The following is a 17,820-nucleotide window of genomic DNA, read 5'->3' on the forward strand; positions in this document are numbered from 1 at the left end:
GAACTCATGCGCAAGTATATCAACTACCTGGCCCTCACCGGTTTTTTGCTGACGGCCACCGCGTGCAGTGATTCGTTTCTGACACTGACGCCCAAGGATGTTTTGACCGATGCCAATTTCTTCCTGACCGAATCGGACGCCCAGGCGGCACTGATCGGCACCTATGCGGTTTTACAACGCGAGGAAACGTTTACGAACGTCCGCGATGCCGCCGATATTGAATGGGCGATGTCGGGCGATATGTACGAAATGGACGGCAGTGCCAACCGGATCGAACTGCATTCGCTGAACCTGCCGTCGAGCAACACCATCATCCGGGACGTTTATCAGGCCGCTTATCAGGGCATTGGCCGGGCCAATCTGGTAATCGACGGAGCTACCAAAATGAGCGGTATCAACCCGGCCAATCAGGCTCTTATTCTGGGACAGGCGCGGTTTCTGCGGGCGTTGTTCTATTACCGGCTTGTCAATTACTTCGGCGGAGTACCGCTGATTACCGAAAAACTGGATGCGTCTTCCAACCTCGCCATTCCGCGGGCCACGGCGGCCGAAACCTGGAAACAGATCGAAACCGATTTGCAGGAAGCCGCCAGGGCGCTGCCAACGGCCTGGACCGGAACCGCCGATGTGGGCCGGGCCACCAAAGGAGCCGCTCTGGGCTATCTGGTGAAAGCCAGCCTGTGGCAGCAAAAGTGGGCCGACGCCGTCAAATACAGTGAAGACCTGATCGCAACCGGCGCCTACGACCTGATTCCCAATTTCCGGGACGTGTTTCGCGAAAGCAACGAAAACAACAAAGAGATTTTGTTCTCGACCCAATTCCGGGTTTCCCCGGATGCGGAAGGCAACAACCTCGTGAAGCGGACCGCCCCGCGCGGATCGCCGTCGCAATACAGTGGAAGTGCCGCCTGGAGTAACTTCGTACCGCAACCGCAATGGGTGAATGCCTTTGAAAAAGAGGCCGGTGGCAAAATCAAGGACAAACGCTACTGGAGCGTCATCATCGGGCCGGGCGAAGCGCACCAGGACATGCCTGCGTTTGTAATGCCGAAAGACGTACCGGCGGGCTGGTCCCGAACGGGCTACATCGTTACCAAATACTGGGAAGGCCCCGCACTGACCAACGCCGGCATCAACCCGCCCATTCTTCGGTTTGCCGAAGCCCTGCTCAATTACGCCGAAGCCCTCAACGAAGTGGGTCGCTCGCAGGATGCCATGCAGCAGGTCAACCGCATCCGCGTACGGGCCGGTCTGGCGGCCAAACCGGCCACGCTGACCAAAGCGGAAGTGCTGGATGCGATTTTCTACGAACGCCGGATGGAATTCATCTGGGAACCGGCGGGCGCGTTCTCGGACCTCAACCGACGCGGGCGCTTCATTGATTTTATCAAGGCCAACCGCCCCAACATCAAGGACCTGGAAATCGACAAAAAACCGTGGCTGAGCACCGTCCCCATTCGGTTCCCGATTCCGCGCGATGCCTGGAACCGGAACAAGGCCCTGGAGCAAAATCCACATTATACTTTTTAATTGGGTAAAGCCCGTTCGTCATATCCTTTCTCAACCATGCGGTATTCGCTTCGCCTGATTTTGACCTTTCTGTTAACCGGCTCGCTGGCAACCTCGCTTTGGGCGCAGGCTGACCTGGCCCGGCGGAAACAGTATCTGGAAGAATCCCTGCGGCTGAATGTGCAGCAGGACCACCGGCATCCGATCAGCAGACGGGTGACGGTTCAGGACAGCACCTGGCTGGATTGGCAACGGCGAACGGGCGAATTACCCCCCGATTTTTCCACACTCCCGTCCGTGCCGTTTCTGCCCGACCCGCTGCTGTCGGGCACGACCGGAAAACGCATCCAAACCGCAGCCGACTGGTCGCAGGAGCGAAACCGGATCAGGCGGGAATTTCAGCACTGGATCAGCGGAACCGTCCCTCCGGCTCCTGCGTCCGTGAACCCCCGAATGCTTTCGGACCGCTACGAAGGAACCGTTCGGATTCAACGGATCGAACTGTCGTTTGGTCCCGAAAACCGCGCCCGGATAACGCTGGAACTGATGATTCCGCCGGGAAAAGGAACCTTACCGGTATACATGACGCCCGTGACGCACCGGGGTTGGGCACAACTGGCCGTCAAGCGCGGCTACATCGGCTGCGTCTATGCCGGGGCCGATACGCAGGACGACACGCAGGCCTATCAGACCCTTTATCCCGACTATGATTTTACCGGTTTGATGCGCCGGGCCTGGGGCGCTTCGCGGGTGGTGGATTATCTGGTTACGCGAAAAGAAGTCAATCCGGCCCAGATCGCCATTACGGGCCATTCGCGCAATGGCAAGCAGGCGTTGTGGGCGGCTGCGTTCGACGAGCGGTTTGCGGCTGTCATTTCCAGCAGTTGCGGGACGGGTGGTATCACACCCTGGCGGTTTAGCGACCCGCAGTACGGCAACCAGACCATCGACGACATTTGTGCCAACGCGGCCCACTGGTTTCACCCGCGTCTGCGTTTTTTCTTCGGACGGGAAGACCGGCTGCCCATCGACCAGAACCAGCTTCTGGCCCTGATCGCTCCGCGCAGTTTGCTGCTCACCTACTCGACGGTGGAACGGCAATTGAATCCCTGGGCAAACGAGCAGTGTTACCAGTCGGCAAAAACCGTCTATGATTTTCTGAAATCGCCCGAAAAAATCGGCCTGCTTCCCCGCATGGGCGAACATGCCGTGACGACGCGGGATGTGGAACGGTGCCTGGATTTTCTGGACAACCAGTTTAAACGGAAAACCGCCCGGTGGGAAAACGTCCGCTATTGTGATTTTTCCTATCATAACTGGCTCCAATCGACTAAAACCGCACGTCCCTCCTGGCCCGCGATCCGCCTGAACGAAGCCAAAGATACCGTTGCACTGGGCCGCCAAAAGCAGGCCATCCGGGCGCGTCTCAACTGGTTGCTGGGGGATGAGCCCGCCGGTGTGAAACCCAATCCCGTAGCCCCCACCACCATTGACCGCGTCGACTGGATCGACGGCATCACGGGCCGACCCAAACCCAAACGCACGACGATTACCTATCTGGGGCCGTATACCGCCATGGGCGATCATCTGAGTGGCACGTTATACCAGCCGATCGACAGCCTGAAGCCAGGTAAAAAGAGACCCGTTGTCATTTACCTGCATTCTTACAATTACAATACGGGCTACGCCGTTGGCTACAAACCCGAGGGTGGGCGGGGTAATGAGGTGCTGTTTCAGGAAGTTCTGGATCAGGGCTTTGCGGTTTTGGCCATCGACTTGCTGGGATTCGGAAACCGCCTGGAAGAAGGCACCTACTTTTACGAGCGCTTCCCGGCCTGGTCCAAAATGGGCAAAATGGTGAGCGATGTCCGGGCGTGCGTCGATGCGCTAGAAGCCTACGAAGGTCTTGACAACCGGCAGATTTATGTACTGGGCGAAACCATCGGCGGCAGCGTCGCTTTGATGGCGGCTGCGCTCGATCAACGGATTGCCGGGGTCGCCGTTGTGGCTGCGTTTTCGCCCTGGCGGACGAGTACGAAGCAGTATGAAAGCCTGAAAAATGACGCTTACCAACACGGTTTTTTACCGCGACTGGGCTTATTTGCCGAAAACCCGCAACAGACGCCGGTCGATTATGACGAAATCATGGCCTGCATTGCTCCGCGTCCGTTGCTGGTGATTTCACCCAGCCTGAACCGTCATGCCGACCCGCTGGCGGTGCAGGCCACCCTGGAGCGGGTCAAAACCGTCTTCAGTATTTACCAGAAAACCGATGCTTTGCAGTTCCAGACGCCACCGGAAATTAACCGGATTACCGCGCCCATGCGGGCGGACCTGACGCGGTTTCTGGTACAATCCGACAAGCCTTAAAATCAACACAGGCAACCCTTTTTCAACTTAATAGTGAAGTATAATGAGCCAATCGAAATTAAAAACAGAAGACACAGCCGGTTCGCAGTCAAGGAGGACCTTTCTGGGCCAGACGCTGGCGGGAACAGCGGCCTTATCGCTGGGTGGTATGCTCCCCGGTTTTAGTCCCAAAAGTTACGCCCGGATTCTGGGAGCCAACGAACGCATTCAGGTGGGCATGATGGGCGTCAACAGCCGCGGACTGGCGCTGGCGACCAATTTTGCCCTGCAACCCAACTGCGAAATCCGGTCGGTTTCGGACGTCGACACCCGCGCAGCCGACAAGTGCATCACCACCGTGGAAGGTATCCAGAAATCCAAACCCAAAACGGTTCCCGATTTCCGGAAAGCGCTGGAAGACAAAGACCTGGATGCGCTGGTGGTGGCTGCTCCGGATCACTGGCACGCACCAGCCGCCATTCTGGCGTCGAAAGCCGGGAAACACGTGTACCTGGAAAAACCGTGCAGCCACAACCCGAACGAGGGCGAAATTCTGGTAGCGGCGGCTAAAAAGTACAAAAACGTGATTCAGATGGGCAACCAGCGCCGGTCGTGGCCCAACGTGGCCGCCGGAGTCCGGGCGGTTCGGGATGGTGTGATCGGTCGGGCGTATTTTGCCAAAGGCTGGTATACCAACAACCGTCCGTCCATTGGCGTCGGGAAGGAAACCGCCGTTCCGTCGTGGCTGAACTACGATCTGTGGCAGGGTCCGGCGCCCCGTATGGCGTTCAAAGACAACCTGTTACATTACAACTGGCACTGGTTCTGGCACTGGGGAACGGGCGAAGCCCTCAACAACGGCACGCACATGCTGGACCTGATGCGCTGGGGGCTGAACGTGGAGTATCCCACCCGAGTGACCTCCTCGGGCGGACGGTATCGTTACAAAGACGACTGGGAAACGCCGGACACGCAGGTGATCAACCTCGAATTTGCCAACAACACCGGCATGACGTGGGAAGGCCGGAGTTGCAACGGACGCACCATCGAAGGCAGCAGCGTCGGCGTTATTTTCTACGGGGATACCGGCTCGTTGCAGATTGACGGGGGCAATGCCTACCGGATTTATGACCTGGAAAACAAGCTGGTGAAGGAGGTCAAGAACGACGTGGTGATCAACGCCCGCGACCGGATGAACCCCTCGCAGGTGCTAGACGCGATCCACATCCAGAATTTCTTCGACGGCATCAAAAAAGGAACGGCTCTGAACGCCGATATTCTGAGTGGTCACCAGAGTACACTGCTTTGTCAATTGGGCAACATTGCCCTGCGGTCGGGCGGAACGCTGGAAATTGACCCGACCAACGGCCACATCAAAAACAACCGCCAGGCCCAGCAGTACTGGAAACGCGACTACCAGCGGGGCTGGGAACCCACCGTTTAGATTCATAATCGCATGAAAAACCAAACCAAGACGGTTGACGTAGGGTCGCTAAGCCAGCGGGATACGCGGATTTCCATCGCCCTGATCGGGCTGCTTTTCTTTGTTTTCGGGTTTGTGACCTGGGTCAACGCCATCCTGATTCCGTATTTCAAAATTGCCTGCGAACTCACGAACTTCCAGTCGTATCTGGTCACCTTCGCGTTTTACATTTCGTATTTCGTGATGTCGGTGCCGTCGTCGTATCTGCTGAAAGCCACCGGTTTTAAAAAAGGCATGATGATCGGTTTCTGGATCATGGCGCTGGGCGCGTTCATTTTCGTCCCGGCCGCCCTGACCCGAACCTACGAGATTTTTCTGCTGGGACTGTTCATGATCGGGGTCGGGCTGGCGGTTTTGCAAACGGCAGCCAATCCCTACATCACGGTTTTGGGACCAAAAGAACGGGCTGCCCAGCGCATCAGCATCATGGGCATCGGTAACAAGGGGGCCGGGATTCTGGCCCCGATTCTGTTTGCCGCCGTGATTCTGCGGGCCACCGACACCGACCTGTTCAGCCAGTTGCCGGGCATGTCGCCCATCGAAAAAGCCCAGGCGTTGGACGAGCTGGTCCGGCGCGTGATTGTTCCGTATACGGTGATGGGCTTCGTGTTGATCGGACTGGGGATTCTGGTTCGTTACTCACCCCTACCTGAAATTAATACCGAACAGGAAACCACCGAAGTGGCGGCTGCCAATTCCGGGAAAACGTCGGTGCTTCAGTTTCCGCACCTGGTGCTGGGCGCGATCGCCATTTTTCTGCACGTCGGCACGCAGGTGATCTCCATCGATACGATCATTGGTTACGCCAGTTCGATGGGCATTTCGCTGCTGGAAGCCAAAACGTTTCCGTCGTATACGCTCTTTGCCGCCATCTGCGGGTATCTGCTGGGCATCATCCTGATTCCCAAACGCATCAGCCAGGTAAACGTCTTCAGAATCTGTACGTTACTGGGATTAGCGTTCACGTTACTGATTATTTTCGCAAAAAGCAGCGTAGTCTTTCTGGGTCATCAGGCCGACGTTTCCATCTGGTTTATCGTGTTGCTGGGGCTGGCTAACTCGCTGGTCTGGGCCAGCATCTGGCCCCTGGCCCTCGACGGTTTGGGGCGGTTTACGAAAGTCGGGGCGGCTTTGCTGATCATGGGCCTGAGCGGCAACGCCATCCTGCCGTTGGTTTACGGGTATCTCGCTGATCAATACGGACTGCGGGAAGCCTATTGGGTTCTGTTTCCCTGCTACTTATATTTGGCTTATTATGCCTTTTACGGTCACCGCATTCGCCGGTGGCGGATTTCGGGGGCGGCTAAAACACCTGTTCATGAACAACACTGGCAAGGCACCACAACGGATTAAGGTTACCAACGCCCGGATTCTGACCCCCTACCGGATCATTCCCCACGGAACGATCCTGATTACGGGAAAAACGATCACGGAAATCAGCGAGCGCGACATCGACGTCCCCGACGCACTGGAACTGGATGCCGGGGGAGCGTATGTGTCGCCCGGTTTTATCGACCTGCACGTCCACGGCGGGGGCGGGCACGACTTTATGGACGGCAGCGAGGAAGCCTTTCTGCGCATCGCCGAACTCCACGCCCAATACGGCACCACCGCGATGGTTCCGACGACCCTGACCAGCACGCGCCAGGAATTGTTCAACACGCTGGAAATTTACGAGAAAGCGAACGCCAAAAATACCGCTGGCGCCCGGTTTCTGGGTATGCACCTCGAAGGGCCGTACTTTGCCATGAGCCAGCGGGGAGCCCAGGACCCGCGCTACATCCGCGATCCCGACCCGGACGAATACCAGGAAGTTCTGGCACGGTCCTCATCCGTCACCCGCTGGAGTGCCGCACCCGAACTGAAGGGCGCGCTCAAGTTTGGTCAATTCCTTCGCTCGAAAGGTGTGCTGGCGGCTGTGGCCCATACCGACGCGGTGTATGAGGAAGTGCTGGCGGCTGTCGAAAATGGTTATTCGCTGGCCACGCACCTCTACAGCGCGATGTCGGGTGTTACCCGCCGGAACAGTTTTCGGTATGCCGGTGTGGTCGAAAGTGCGTATCTATTGGATCAGATGGACGTGGAACTCATTGCCGATGGCGTGCATTTACCGGCCCCACTGCTCAAACTGGCCTATAAAATCAAAGGGGCCGAACGAACCGCTCTGATCACGGACGCCATGCGGGCCGCCGGAATGCCACCCGGCAACAGCATTCTGGGTAGCCTGCACAACGGAACCGAGGTGATTGTGGAAGATGGCGTTGCCAAAATGCCGGATCGTCAGGCCTTTGCGGGAAGCGTCGCCACCGCCGACCGGCTGGTGCGCACCATGATCAACCTGGCCGACATTCCGCTGCTCGACACCATCCGCATGATCAGCAGCACCCCGGCCCGGATTATGGGCGTTGCCGATCGGAAAGGGGTTCTGGCCCCGGGGAAAGACGCGGATCTGGTGTTTTTTGATGCCGATATTTCAATACAACTGACGATGGTTGAAGGACGGATTGTCTACCAGCGTGAAAACATCCCCGTCTTTTAAAACCTATACGAAGAAAAATACCATCATCCGAATGATTAGTCAATCGAATACCAACCAACTTGATTTTCGCCGGTTCGAAAACCGGAACCAACTGGGCGACAGTGCCGCACAAGCCGTGGGCAACTGCCTGCGAACCCTGCTGGCCGAACAGGCTACAGTCTCCGTGATTTTTGCCGCGGCCCCGTCGCAGGAAGAATTTCTGGCGGCTTTGTGCCAGGAAGAAGCCATCGACTGGAGCCGGATTCACGCTTTTCACATGGACGAATACGTCCAGTTGGCCGAGGACGCTCCGCAGCGGTTCGGCAATTTCCTGAAAGAACGCATTTTCGACCGGGTGCCTTTCCAAACCGTTAACTACCTGAACGGCAACGCTTCGGATCTGACTGCCGAGTGCCAGCGGTACAGCGATCTCCTGAAGCAACACGCCGTCGATGTGGTTTGCATGGGCATTGGCGAAAACTGCCACATCGCCTTCAACGATCCCCACGTCGCCGATTTTAACGACCCGGTTTTGGTCAAAGTCGTCGATCTGGACCAGGCCTGCCGCCAGCAACAGGTGAATGATAAGTGCTTTGCGGTTTTTGAAGACGTGCCAACGCACGCCCTGACACTGACGGTTCCGGCCCTGATGCAGGCCCCCCACGTTTTTTGCATGGTTCCGGGAGTCAACAAAGCGCAGGCCATCTACCACACGCTGCATTCACCGGTCAGCGAGCAATACCCTTCCACCATTCTGCGGCTGCACGAAGATGCGGTTTTGTTCGTCGACACCGACAGTGCCTCCCGCTTACCCCAATGACCCCACTTGTTGTCGCCCGCATCTCGCGGGCGACAACAAGAATACAAAATGGCTCCGTACGGGAAAATACCGCTTATTTCCCCTGACTTATGATCCTATTTGTTGCGGCATAAAGCAAAAAAAGTATCTTTCGGTGAAAGAGTGAGAGAAAGGAAAGAGAAACGTATTCCGGCCCGCTGGCGGTTTGCGACTTTTTGCCTGTTCGGAGAGCCAATACATGAAAAAGAAAGAACTTCAGGGCGTTAAGGAAATTGCCCGACGGGCCAACGTCACCATTGCTACAGTAGACCGCGTTATTCACAACCGAACCGGTGTTTCGGACAAAACACGCGAGAAAATCAACAAAATCATCGAGGAACTGAACTACCAGCCCAACATGCTGGCCCGCCGTCTGGCGTCCGGCAAAATCATCAAGCTGGCGGTTTTGATTCCTTCGGCCACCGAAGAAACCGAGTTCTGGGATGCGCCTTTGCGGGGCATTCAGCGGGCCAACACCGAAATCAGTCAGTATGGCCTGCAAGTTGATTTGTTCTTTTTTGACCTCAGCGACCAGCAATCGTTCGTCCAACAGGCCAACGCCATCCTGGAATCAGCGGTCGACGGCATTGTACTGGCACCCATGTTCATCAACGAAGCCCGGGAGTTCACGGCAACCTGCGACACCAAAGGCATTCCGTATGTCTTTATCGACTCGACCATTCCCGACCAGAAAAACCTTTCGTACATCGGTCCTCCCCTCTTTCAGAGCGGTTATCTGGCCGGCAAATTAAGCACGTACGCGCTCCGGGAAAACAGCCAGTTGCTGGTGGTCAACATTGCCACGGCCATTGATAGTTACACCTATAAAGAGACGGAAGAAGGTTTCAGGGCGTATTTTGCCGAACACCACAAGTCGTATCCCATCCTGCGGGTCGATAGTCACCAGACCGACGAGCAATCCGTTTTCCGGAACCTTCAGCCGCTGTTCGAAGCCAATCCGGCCATCGATGTGCTGTTCGTGACCAACTCCCGGTCTTTTCTGGTGGCGCGTTTTCTGGAAAAAGTAAAACTGGCGCAAAAACCGCTGCTGATCGGGTACGACCTGATCAAAGAAAACGCCAAATATCTGGACAACGGCCTGATCGATTTTCTGATCTGTCACCAACCCGAAGACCAGGGCTATCGGAGCATCATGACGTTGTATCAGCTTCTGATTTTTTCAAAATCCATCGAAAAGGAGCAATACATGCCGATCGACATTGTCATGCGGGAAAACCAGGCGTTTTACCGAAATTAACTATTCTTTCAATCCGGCTGAAAACGGCGGTCGCGGATGTATTCATCATCGGTCAGTGTTCGCAGGAACGCCAGCAGATCCGCTTTGTCGGTGTTGGTCAGGGCAATACCGGGTTTGCCGGTTTTCTTCAGCAACGGATCGAGTTGGGGCGTGTCCTGAACGTCGTTGATGTAATGTTCCAGCACCTGGTCCAGCGTCTGAAAACGCCCATCGTGCATGTAGGGCGAGGTGCGTTCCACATTCCGCAGGCTCGGCACCCGGAATTTATTGTAATCGTCCAGGTTTAGCGTGATCTGATACCGGCCCAGATCGAAGTCTTTGCTGTTGGCCAGTTGCATCCGCAAACCGTTGTTGCGGTAGCTCTGGTCGGTGAACAATTCGCCGGTATGGCAACCCGAACAATTCGCTTTGAACAACGTCAATCCGCGCAATTCCTGATCGGTCAACGAACCGCCGGTTTCTTTGCGGGAATATTTATCGTATTTGGAATTGGCCGAAACCATCGTCAGCATAAACTGCGACAGGGCCTTCAAAAACCGCTCCGTCGTTACTTCCTCCGTTCCAAAAGCCGCTTTGAACAGGGCCGGATACTGCCCGCTGGCCCGGATTTTCTTCAGCACGTTGGCCAGCGAATCGCCCATTTCGACGGGATTCTGAATGGGCGCAATGGGTAACAAATCCAGATCGACAATCCCGCCATCCCAGAAAAAAGCCCGCGTCCAGGCCACATTCTGAATACCGGGTACGTTACGGGTGCCAATTTTATCGCCGATGCCGTGGCTCAGGGCGTGGTCGTTGTGCGCAAAACCAGAAAACGACTGGTGGCAAAACGCGCAGGTGATGGCCCCGTCGCGCGACAGGATTCCGTCATAGAACAGGGTTTTTCCCAGGGCGACACCTTCGACCGTCAGCGGATTTTTGGTAAAATCATAGTGCGGATCGTCGAAATTGGCCGGTTTTTTCCAGTTGTACGGCGTCGCCTTGAACTCGACGGGTTTGGGTTCCGGCTCAACCGGGCCATCCTTCCCTGAGTCGTTCTGACAGCCGACCGCGAAACCGTAAAAAACGATTGCCGCCAGGATTGCAACATGTTGCCAACGCGTCATTTCTATCTACTTCAGCTTTACTTGCTAATCTGAATACAAATTTACTACAATAAAACGTACGGAAGAATGTAAACGTATGGCGGGCAATGATTAACCCGCCATCCATTTACGATTGAAAACCGGCAGTCCTAATCGGTTTTTATGGTCGCAATCTGAAACATCCGGGCGTAGTTGTCGGCCACACCGGACGACAGCGAAGACACCATAATATCGGCATTCGCGGCAATACTCAGTTTCATCGGCCCATCGAACACCTTGAGAACATCCGCCTGAATCGTTACCTGTGGAACGACGCCGTTTTCGGTTACCCGGACGGTCGTCGTCCCGAAGGGCAAAGTAATTGTCCTTAAATTATTGATGGTTTTTGTTCGATAACCGCCGAAAAGGCCGATGTGATACAGGAAAACCTTACCACTGGCCGAAACCGGTGCGAGTGGTGAGGTTCCTTCCAGCTTAAAATGAATGTACCCGGAATTCCAGTCCCAGTACATGCCGCCGGTCATGCCACCGGACGGGTCCAGAACCCCCGTGCGTTTGCTGACGTCCATCGTGTTGCGCAGGCTATCCACGCCAATCAGGTACGAAACTTCCGTGTAATCGCCGACCGGAATATTTTTCAGCATAATGCGCTGCGAAGCCGGTTCGGCCTCTTTCACCAGGAAATAACTGCTATCCTGCGGAACCGCATACGCCGACCCATCCGCCCGTTTCAGCCGGATGTTGGTGACGTAATAATTCAGGGTTGTTACCTTGAAGGCTTCGCCACTGGCGTTGGTATAACTTCCGGTATGAAGCTGTAAATCGGCGGTTCCCACAACCTGATCGAACACGAATTGGAGCGAGCCCGTGGGTCCCGGCTGAGGGTCCGGGTTGTCGTGACGGCAGGACCAGAAAATGCCGGTAAACAGACCGAGCCAGCCAACGGCAGTCAGCGTGATTTTTCGGATTTTTCTCATTCTTTCAGGTAGTTTTGGGCATCAGTGAAACTCTGGCGCATCAGGCGACTCAGGGAATTTACTTTCTCCTGCTGGATTTTCAGGTAGTCGAGCGCTTTTTCCTGATCCAGTTGTTGGAGCGTATCGCCCTTGTACTGATGCATCCAGTCCATCATTACCTCATCAGCCTGTTTAAGCTGCCGGAGAACCTGCTGCCCTTTTTCCCTGGATGGCCTATCGCTCTTTTCTACTTTAACGGACACTTCTTCCTGGATACGCATGAAATCAGTCATTTGGAGCATCATGCTGTCGTGTACGGCCAGAACCTGTTTTTCCAGTTCCGCAACGGGGCCGGTCGTCTGTCCGGAATCCGAAGTCGTGTGGTAGTGGTGATGATCGTCGGGTTGTTTTTTGGATTGACAAGACCCAAGAAGCCCAAGCAGAAAACACAAAATCGAAAGTTTATTTTTACAAATCATTGACAATCAGATTTTAGACAATAAAACCATCATTAAAACGTCCGGGCCAGATGAATCCCAACCCGGCTGTGGGCCTGCACCAATCCTTCGGAAATTCGCTGAAGAAGGGGAATCTGGGCGTTTGCCCCCATCATCCAGTTCCCCCGGTAGAGGTCCAGCCCAACGGTTCCGGCCAGCATATACCCGCCCGTTTCGGCCACGATGCCGGCGTAATCCCGGTCTTTGTGCGCCAGCTCACCGTAGAAGCCCGCGCTCGGCATCATCGCGACATTCAGCTTTTCCCATTGCTGCACGTAAAAACCGGTGAGGGAGCTGTTCAGCCGATTGCCAAACCGGTAGTCGTTGGCATTCGTGCCGGTCAATCGACCCGTTGCATCCGCATTCATGCCCCATTTGTCGATGCGCAGCGTATAAATGGCGTTGAAAACCGCATCGTAAGCCCCCGTACCCGCCTGAAAATTCGGGTTCGCCACCTGCGCACCGTCATACGGGTTGTAGCGGTATTCGCCCGTCGCGAGCTTGGTGCCGCCCCCCACCAGCAGCGTTTGTTTCACCACCCGGCCACTGTCACTCATCCGGGTTTTGTCGAGCAGTTTGTAGTTGACCAAAACCGTCGCGTCGCCAATTCCCTGGTGCCGCCGGACGTCCGGCCCCTGGGTCTGTTTGTTGACCTGGTAGGGCAGCATCGCCAGCACCTGAATCCGGGGATGGGGATAAACCCGCCCCCAGAGGTCGATGGCCTGAAACTCTTCCCGCGAATCGTAGATCGTTCCGGCGTGGTGAAGCGTCAGCCGGGTATCGTAACGTTGGGTTCGGTAGCGCAGCCCAACGAAGTGCTTTTGGAACTGGGGCAATACGCCCAGGTAAAAGTTGGAGCCGGAACACCCGCATACTTCACAGGCAGAAGCCAGAACCGGACCAAGCAGGAAAAACAGTAAAAAAAGCTTTTTCATAAAGTGTATGATTAGAATCAACATCCTGATTAGTCATCAATTCGGAATAAACTGTCGGTCGGTAATAAACTGCTGATCAGTGAGTGTTTTGAGGAAAGCAATGATCTGCTTTTTCTCCGGCTCGGTGAGGGGAATTCCCGGAACGCCACCGGTTTTCAGGCGCGAATCGAGCGTTGGGCTGTCTTTCACACCCTGACTATAGTGATCCAGCACCTGCTCCAGCGACCAGAACCGCCCGTCGTGCATGTACGGCAGTGAGCGTTCGATGTTGCGCAAACTGGGTACCAGAAACTTCAGCCGATCGGTTTCTTTTTTAGTCACCCCAAACCGCCCCTGATCGTTGATTTCACTGACCGGCAAACCGTTGTTGTGATACCCCTGATTCGTGAACAACTCGCCCTGATGGCAACCCGCACACTTCTGCTTGAACAGCGAAAGCCCCGCCCGTTCATCCGCCGACAAATCCCCGCCGGGTTCTTTCCGAACGTATTTGTCGTAGCGCGAATTGGCCGAAACCATCGTCAGCATAAACTGCGACAAGGCTTTGAGAAAGTTCTCCTGCGTAATCTGCTCGGTTCCGAACGCTTCTTTAAAACGCGCCGGATAGCTCGCACGCTGGCGTACTTTGTCCAGCACATTGCCCAGATGCTCGCCCATTTCCAACGGATTCTGAATCGGACTGACGGCCAATGTATCCAGATCCGTGATGCTCCCATCCCAGAAAAAAGCCGTGCTCCAGGCCACATTTTGCAGATTCCGCACGTTGCGGGTGCCAATTTTGTCGTCGATGCCGTGGCTGAGCGAATGGTCGGCGTGGGCAAAAGCCGAATACTGCTGGTGGCAAAACCCGCAGGCAATCCGGCCGTCGCGCGAGAGCGCTCCATCGAAGAACAGCATCTTCCCCAATGCCACGCCTTTTTGGGTCATCGGATTTTTCGAGAAACCGTAAACCGGTTCCGGAAAATTCGCCGGTTTTTTCCAGTCATACGGGGTCGGGTCATACACGCCGGTGGCTTCAGGCCCGGGATCTTTGCCCGATTGGCAGGCCATCACAATGCCCAAAAAGAGTATACTGCCAATGATTCCAAAAGATCGGTTTTCCATCATCTTGTGAAAGCGAATCCGCTGCGTTTCCGTTAGGGCCGGTAAGCCCGGTTGGTGACAAACTGGTGGTCTGTCAGGGTGTTCAGAAAAGCCAGAAGCGCTTTTTTATCAGTGGTTGCCAACCTGAAACCACCCGCCGGTAAGCGGGCGTCAAGGGTCGGCGATGTTTTAATTCGGTCTGAATAATGGTCCAGCACATCCTCCAGCGTGTCCATGCGCCCGTCGTGCATATACGGAGCCGTCAGGGCCACATTGCGCAACGTGGGGGTGCGGTATTTTCCCCGGTCGGCCGGGTCGAACGTCACCCGTTCCCGACCCAGCCCTTCGCCGTCGCCTTCATCCGAGAAAACCACATCAATACCGTTGTTGTGGTACTGGTTGTTCGTGAAAAGATCCGTTGCATGACAACCCGCGCAGTGTTGCTGATACAGTTTATGTCCCCGTTGTTCTTCATCGCTGAGCACACCACCCTCCTGGCGAACCCATTGATCATACCGGGAATCGGCCGAAATCAGTGTCCGCTGAAACTGCGCCAGTGCCTTCGCAATCGTTGCGTAATGAAGGGCTTCGCCGGGGAAAGCCTGCTCGAACTGCGCTTTATAGACCGGGACGGTTTTCAGGTAATTGGCCAAAATGACCAGATCGTGGCCCATTTCGTCGCGGTTCGTCAGCGGCCCCAACACCTGGGATTCCAGGTTTTTAGAACCGCCATCCCAGAACAGGCCATTGGTTGCCCAAGCCAGGTTCATCAAAACCGGACTGTGCCGCAGCAAAGCCCGACCCGACACGCCCAGCGCGGAAACCCTGACACCGTCGGAAAAGGCTTTGGCCGGATCGTGACAGGAGGCACAGGATACTTTTCCGTTGCCGGAAAGTTGCGGATCGTAGAACAGTTGCCGGCCCAGTTTCACCCCCGCCGTCGTCGCTGGATTATCCGACGGCGACGGCAAGGGTGGGAAATTGGCGGGTTCCCGCACCAGCAGTGGCGTCCCGGGTGTCGGCACAGGATCATCCGGCGGAGAACAGGCGACTATTCCCAGCAGTATCAATCCCGCGAAAATGCCCCGTCGATTCATTACTGACTAACGCGGGCGGTTTTGGCGTTTACGAAAGAAACCGGGTAGTTTCCGGCGAGTTTGCTCATCATGCTGGCGGTTCCGGCATTGATGTGGTACGTTTTGTCGGTCGTGTTCAGTTTAGCATCCCGGGCAATCACAATCCCGTCCAGAATCCTGGCAACATCAGCCTGCAACGTCATCTGTCCTTTCATGGCGCCATCGACCATCAAGGGTGTGGCAAACGTCTGCGAGATGGTTTTGTAATTGGCGTTCGTACCGGTTTCCAGCAGGAAAGGGCTGGCTGCGCCGGACACGTCAACGGTTCCACCCAGTTTGGTGAAGATGTAGCTGGTGTGCCACATCCAGCTCACATTCGTCATGTTTTGCAGGATATTCAGTTCGCCAGCGGCCAGGGTCAGGTTGTCGTTGTATTTGGGATCGACGCCAATGCCAAACTTGACACCGGTATATTCCCCCGCCGGAACACCCGTCAGGTTCACCACCTCGCGTTTACCGGCTGTCAGGGTAAACGTGCCGTCCTGAATGGCTTCATCTTTTCCCAAATACTGCATGAGGTAATAGGAATTCGGCACTTCATACACGGAACCGTCTTTTTGGGTCAATTCCACTTTGCTAACCCAGAACCGGAGCTGATCGAAGGTTACTTTTTCGTTTCCGGCCGTGGTGTAGGCCTTGCCCAATTCAAACGCTGCGGTGCCATAGAGGGCTTCGATTTTCAAATCGACCGCACCGGGGCCAGCCGGTTCCGGGGTCGTAGTGGGCGAATCATTCGTGCAGGCCATAAAAAGAAGCACCACACTGATTATCAGAGAGAAAGAACGGAAGTTCATACGAAAGTTGAATAAGGATTGAAAATTGCTGATTTGGAGTAAATGGAAGGAATTGAAACTAAACCGGCTGCTCATGCTCTTCCCGGCCACGTAAAAACGTTGCTGGAAGAGCAGGCAGACGCTTCCTGAGTAACCGAAAGAAAACGATTACCCGGTTTGTGACAATAGGCCGGTTTGCTTCGGAATGTTACAGACGGGGCGGCTGTAGTAAATCAGCGAGGGGAGCCGAATAGGCTGGTAATTGATAACTAAACGTAACTTTTGTGGGCAAAACCGTCAACTCCGGCAAGAAATCGAACCGGAGGAAAGGGGGCGTGTATAACTGGAAAACAGGGATATTCTGCACCTGTTCGGTGGTCTGTTGATCCTGTTTTTCCTGTTGTGCCTTCAACCGCCGGGCCAGATAGCAGTGTCCGTCGCAGTGAAGCTCCGGCCGATCGCGGTTTTCGCACAACACCCGGGCAATGTACTCCTTGTTGAGCTGGAAATACGCAATCGTTCCCCACTGACTGAATGTCGGCAGCAGAATGGCGCATAACCAGCTATACAAAAGGAGATTTCGGATCATACTTGTACCAAATACTTAATCAACCTGAACCGTACCGATGCTGAACATCGTTGCGTAATTGTTCGCTACATTTTTCGCAGAATCCGATACCATAATCGTCGGTGCTGCCGCAATGCTGAGCGGTTTGACCCCATCGAATACCTTCAGCACATCTGCCTTCACCTGAATACCGGTTGTTCCGTTCACAATCACGTGGGCGGGCTGTGTACCCAGCGCCAATTGAATGGTTTTGAGATTATTGGCGGTTTTGGTTTGGTACCCGCCGAACAAACCGATGTGGTAGACAAAATTCCGTTTTCCCGTCGCATCGACCGGCGCTTTGGTTGAGGTTCCTTCCAGTTTCAGGAAAATATAACCCGAATTCCAGTCCCAATACATCCCGGCAGCCGCACCACCGGGGTCGAGTGCGCCGGTCCGTTTCCCGATTTCCATCGTATTCCGCAGACTATCCACACCCACCATAAAGTTGATGCTGGTGTAGTCGCCCACCGGAACGTTGCGGAGCAGAACCGTCCGGGAAGCCGGGTTGCTCTGCGACGTCAGAAAATAACTGCTGTCCTGCGGAACGACGTATTCCGACCCATCCGCTTTTTTTAGCTTGATGTTACTGACGAAATACGTAAACCGGGAGACGGTAAACGGTTCTCCGCTGCCGTTGGTGTAGGTCGTTGAATCCAGTTTCAATTCCTGCGCACCGACTACGTTATCAAATCGCAGTTGAACCGTTCCGTATTCCGGTTCCAGGGGGTCGTTGTGGCAGGCGACCAGAACGGTCAAAAAGAGAAATAAACTCATACCGGAAGCGAAGAAG

At 55.1% G+C, this 17,820-nt stretch carries 16 protein-coding genes; 7 read left to right on the top strand and 9 right to left on the bottom strand.

All coding sequences use genetic code 11. The features are described 5' to 3' along the window. Positions 1-6: 6 nt before the first annotated feature. The 7 genes from FH871_RS04020 to FH871_RS04050 all read left to right on the top strand — a co-directional run bounded on the left by FH871_RS04020 (position 7) and on the right by FH871_RS04050 (position 9,955). Positions 7-1,530 (top strand): RagB/SusD family nutrient uptake outer membrane protein, encoded by a 1,524-nt coding sequence (locus FH871_RS04020; RefSeq protein WP_138990013.1) that lies wholly within the window; start codon positions 7-9, stop codon positions 1,528-1,530. 36 nt (positions 1,531-1,566) lie between these two features. Then, positions 1,567-3,879 (top strand): alpha/beta fold hydrolase, encoded by a 2,313-nt coding sequence (locus FH871_RS04025; protein ID WP_138990014.1) that lies wholly within the window; start codon positions 1,567-1,569, stop codon positions 3,877-3,879. 43 nt (positions 3,880-3,922) lie between these two features. Next, positions 3,923-5,302, top strand: coding sequence for a Gfo/Idh/MocA family protein (locus FH871_RS04030; RefSeq protein WP_138990015.1), 1,380 nt, complete (start codon positions 3,923-3,925; stop codon positions 5,300-5,302). A gap of 12 nt (positions 5,303-5,314) precedes the next feature. After that, positions 5,315-6,694, top strand: coding sequence for a sugar MFS transporter (locus tag FH871_RS04035; protein ID WP_138990016.1), 1,380 nt, complete (start codon positions 5,315-5,317; stop codon positions 6,692-6,694). Next, positions 6,660-7,880, top strand: coding sequence for an N-acetylglucosamine-6-phosphate deacetylase (gene nagA / locus FH871_RS04040; protein ID WP_138990017.1), 1,221 nt, complete (start codon positions 6,660-6,662; stop codon positions 7,878-7,880). Before FH871_RS04035 ends, nagA begins: the two co-directional genes overlap by 35 nt. Positions 7,881-7,911: 31 nt before the next feature. Continuing rightward, positions 7,912-8,679, top strand: coding sequence for a glucosamine-6-phosphate deaminase (locus FH871_RS04045; RefSeq protein WP_138990018.1), 768 nt, complete (start codon positions 7,912-7,914; stop codon positions 8,677-8,679). 217 nt (positions 8,680-8,896) lie between these two features. Next, positions 8,897-9,955: a substrate-binding domain-containing protein gene (locus FH871_RS04050; RefSeq protein WP_138990019.1), complete on the top strand. Its 1,059-nt coding sequence runs from the start codon at positions 8,897-8,899 to the stop codon at positions 9,953-9,955. An 8-nt stretch (positions 9,956-9,963) separates the two neighbouring features. Here the strand turns inward: FH871_RS04050 and FH871_RS04055 are convergent, their stop codons facing one another. The 9 genes from FH871_RS04055 to FH871_RS04095 all read right to left on the bottom strand — a co-directional run bounded on the left by FH871_RS04055 (position 9,964) and on the right by FH871_RS04095 (position 17,804). After that, a complete protein-coding gene (locus FH871_RS04055) occupies positions 9,964-11,061 on the bottom strand; it encodes a cytochrome-c peroxidase (RefSeq protein ID WP_138990020.1) in 1,098 nt (365 codons plus the stop codon). A gap of 128 nt (positions 11,062-11,189) precedes the next feature. Next, positions 11,190-12,017, bottom strand: coding sequence for an MbnP family protein (locus tag FH871_RS04060; RefSeq protein ID WP_138990021.1), 828 nt, complete (start codon positions 12,015-12,017; stop codon positions 11,190-11,192). Continuing rightward, positions 12,014-12,448: a hypothetical protein gene (locus FH871_RS04065; RefSeq protein WP_138990022.1), complete on the bottom strand. Its 435-nt coding sequence runs from the start codon at positions 12,446-12,448 to the stop codon at positions 12,014-12,016. The genes FH871_RS04060 and FH871_RS04065 overlap by 4 nt, the downstream gene beginning before the upstream one ends. A gap of 59 nt (positions 12,449-12,507) precedes the next feature. Next, positions 12,508-13,428: a hypothetical protein gene (locus FH871_RS04070; RefSeq protein WP_138990023.1), complete on the bottom strand. Its 921-nt coding sequence runs from the start codon at positions 13,426-13,428 to the stop codon at positions 12,508-12,510. Between the two features lie 36 nt (positions 13,429-13,464). Beyond that, positions 13,465-14,535 (bottom strand): cytochrome-c peroxidase, encoded by a 1,071-nt coding sequence (locus FH871_RS04075; RefSeq protein ID WP_138990024.1) that lies wholly within the window; start codon positions 14,533-14,535, stop codon positions 13,465-13,467. Positions 14,536-14,564: 29 nt separating this feature from the next. After that, the gene (locus FH871_RS04080) at positions 14,565-15,608 is read right to left on the bottom strand and encodes a cytochrome-c peroxidase (protein WP_138990025.1); all 1,044 of its coding nucleotides are present in this window, start codon (positions 15,606-15,608) and stop codon (positions 14,565-14,567) included. Further along, positions 15,608-16,441 (bottom strand): MbnP family protein, encoded by an 834-nt coding sequence (locus tag FH871_RS04085; RefSeq protein ID WP_138990026.1) that lies wholly within the window; start codon positions 16,439-16,441, stop codon positions 15,608-15,610. Before FH871_RS04085 ends, FH871_RS04080 begins: the two co-directional genes overlap by 1 nt. Positions 16,442-16,628: 187 nt before the next feature. Next, positions 16,629-17,009 (bottom strand): hypothetical protein, encoded by a 381-nt coding sequence (locus tag FH871_RS04090; RefSeq protein WP_306439227.1) that lies wholly within the window; start codon positions 17,007-17,009, stop codon positions 16,629-16,631. Between the two features lie 15 nt (positions 17,010-17,024). Further along, on the bottom strand, positions 17,025-17,804 hold the full coding sequence (locus FH871_RS04095; RefSeq protein ID WP_138990027.1) for an MbnP family protein: 780 nt from the start codon (positions 17,802-17,804) through the stop codon (positions 17,025-17,027). Positions 17,805-17,820: the final 16 nt, after the last annotated feature.

It is taken from the genome of Larkinella sp. C7, from assembly GCF_006149005.1.
Taxonomy (GTDB): domain Bacteria; phylum Bacteroidota; class Bacteroidia; order Cytophagales; family Spirosomataceae; genus Larkinella.